Below are 2,961 nucleotides of genomic sequence, written 5' to 3'. Positions count from 1 at the left end.
AGTAAACCAAGGCAAAAAAAAGTAGTCCTAATGCAACTATTACAGAATCGATTATTTTTGGGTTTAGAACCCTCTCGCCAGCTAAATTGGTTGGTAGAACTTCTTTAAAACCCCATTGCCCTCCAAATGCCCAGTACCAATGTATTCCTGAAAGAATCAGAAAAATAGCAATTAAGAGGAGTGTAAATACAAAGGGCATATCGATTTTTTATTTTGTAAAATGAATTAATTTACGCCTATAGGCTGTTAATAGTTTGGATTTAGTGACAAAGCCCATATATTTTCCTTTTTTAGTTACAGGTAAATTCCAAGCAGCGCTATCTTGAAATTTTCGCATAATATCTGTCATTTTATCCTTGTCTAGGTCTATAACTTCTGGAGCATTGTGCATTACATCACTTACGCGTATTTCATTATATAATGATTGGTTAAACATAATTGCACGAATGTCATCTAATAAAATAATACCTAGAAGTGTATTCTCTTCTTTATCAATGACAGGGAAAATATTTCTATTAGAAATGACTACTGCTTTGTGAACCATATCTCCTAAAGTCATTTCTGGAGATACCTTAATAAAGTTGTTTTCAATTACTTTATCAATATCCATTAAGGATAGAACTGCGTGATCTTTGTCATGTGTTATTAGTTCCCCTTTTCTTCCAAGTTCCATATTGTACACAGAATGTGGATGTACATATTTTGTAATAGAATATGAGATTGCAGCAGTAATCATTAAAGGCACAAAAAGTTCATAACCACCAGTTACTTCGGCAATTAAGAAAATAGCGGTTAAAGGGGCATGAAGTACGCCAGCCATTAAACCAGCCATGCCGACTAAAGTAAAATTACTTTCGGAAACTCTTATTTGAAATAGTCCAATATTATTTATGGTTTTGGCGACACAATTACCCATAATACTACCCATAAAAAGCGTAGGGGCAAATATACCACCAACACCTCCAGCTCCAAAAGTTAATGCACTTGCAATGATTTTAAAGAGTACTAACCCTATTAGTAATAAGACAACTACCCAGACATTGGTTAGCTCTAGGTTAAATATATTGTTTTGTAATACTCTTTCAGGATTACCTTGTACGAGACTATTTATAACGTCGAAACCCTCTCCAAAAAGAGGAGGAATAAAATACACTAATATCCCAATGCCTATTCCGCCAATGGCTAAGCGCTTGATGGGGGAATCAATTTTGTCGAAAAATTTCTGAATTCGATCGTATATTTCTGTAAAATAAATAGAGGTAAGCCCTGTAGCTATTCCAAGTAGAATATAGAAAGGGACATCTCCTATTTTAAAGGTGTCTTCTATCTTAAAAGGAAGTAAAACGTCATCTCCAAAGAAAAAATAAGAGGTTATAATTGCAGAAATAGATGCGAGTAATAATGGTAGCATGGAGGCAATAGTTAAATCTAAGCTAAATACTTCTATGGCAAATATAATTGCGGCAATAGGGGCTTTAAAAATGGAAGACAGAGCGCCTGCTGCTGCACAACCAATAAGTAAATTCCTATGGGATTGGTTCATGTGAAACATTCTAGCGATGTTAGAACTAATAGCAGCTCCTGTAGCCACAGTAGGGCCCTCTAGTCCAACGGAGCCTCCAAAACCAACGGTTAGCGGAGCAGTTAATATGGAACCAAACATTTGATACCGTCGCATTATTCCTTTATGTTTTGCTATAGCAAATAACGTAGACGGAATTCCGTGACTTACCTTAAAACGGATGACATACTTAATCACAAGGTAAACTAGTATGAGCCCAATAATAGGAAATACAAAATAAAAGGCATCGTGGTAATAATTAATAATTTTGCCTTCTAATAAGTGTTGGTAAAAATGCGTTAAATTCTTTAAAATGACAGCGCCTACACCAGAGGTAAAGCCCACTAAAATGCTTAAAAAATATATAAACTGTCTTTCCGAAATATGTTTAGCACGCCAAACCAGAAATTTGGTTAACCAAGATTTTTTTAGTGTAGCCATTGTACAAAAAATCCCGAATTACTTCGGGATTATATATTACGCTTTTAGATTTAATTTTAAAGACAATTCTTTTAATTGATCATCATCAATAGGGGCAGGGGCATCTATCATAACATCTCGTCCGCTATTGTTTTTCGGGAATGCTATAAAATCTCTTATCGTTTCTTGGCCTCCTAGTATAGAAACCAATCTATCTAAACCAAAAGCAATTCCACCATGTGGTGGAGCGCCATATTGAAAAGCATCCATTAAAAAGCCAAATTGTGCTTTTGCTTCTTCAGGAGTAAACCCTAAATGCTTAAACATAGTTGCTTGCATCTCTTTATTATGTATACGAATAGATCCACCGCCGATTTCGTTACCGTTAAGAACCAAATCATAGGCATTTGCTTTTACAGCTCCTGGATTGGTATCTAAAAGTTCTAATTGTCCCGGTTTTGGTGAAGTAAATGGGTGGTGCATAGCATGGTAATTACCCGTTTCTTCATCTAATTCTAGCAATGGAAAATCTATGACCCATAATGGGGCAAATTCATCTGCCTTTCTTAAATTTAAACGTTCCGCCATTTCCATACGTAGTGCGCTTAATTGCCCTCTTGTAGCATTGGTGTCACCAGAAAGAACACATATTAAATCTCCGGCTTTTGCTCCAGTGCCTTTTGCCCAATTGGCTAAGTCGTCTTGGTCGTAAAATTTATCTACGGAAGATTTATAACTACCATCTTCGTTACATTTTACATATACCATTCCTTTAGCTCCTACTTGTGGTCTACGAACCCAGTTTACTAAAGCATCAATTTCTTTACGGGTATAAGATGCTGCACCTGGAATAGCAATACCGACTACTAATTCTGCGGTATTAAAAACACCAAATTCTTTGTTTTGGGCAACAGTGTTTAATTCGCCAAATTCCATTCCAAAACGAATATCTGGTTTGTCGTTACCATATTTTGCCATGG

Annotated in this window: 3 protein-coding genes; all 3 read right to left on the bottom strand. The window is 35.9% G+C overall.

The annotated features are described in order from the left end of the window. Positions 1 to 199: DUF3995 domain-containing protein (locus tag QZZ51_RS16455; protein ID WP_291871673.1), on the bottom strand; the 199-nt coding region annotated here is incomplete at its 3' end. 9 nt (positions 200 to 208) lie between these two features. Further along, positions 209 to 2,002, bottom strand: coding sequence for a chloride channel protein (locus tag QZZ51_RS16450; RefSeq protein ID WP_291871670.1), 1,794 nt, complete (start codon positions 2,000 to 2,002; stop codon positions 209 to 211). 36 nt (positions 2,003 to 2,038) lie between these two features. Continuing rightward, positions 2,039 to 2,961, bottom strand: a 923-nt coding sequence (locus QZZ51_RS16445; RefSeq protein ID WP_291871668.1) for an amino acid--tRNA ligase-related protein, incomplete at its 5' end; no start/stop codon positions are given.

This window comes from Maribacter sp. (assembly GCF_016744255.1).
GTDB lineage: Bacteria > Bacteroidota > Bacteroidia > Flavobacteriales > Flavobacteriaceae > Maribacter_B.
Note: the sequence above shows the minus strand (reverse complement) of the source record. Positions and strands in the feature narration are given on the sequence as shown.

Coding starts and splice junctions, on each gene's coding strand:
- QZZ51_RS16450 (WP_291871670.1), bottom strand. CDS start 2,002: ATGGCTACACTAAAAAAATCTTGGTTAACCAAATTTCTGGTTTGGCGT.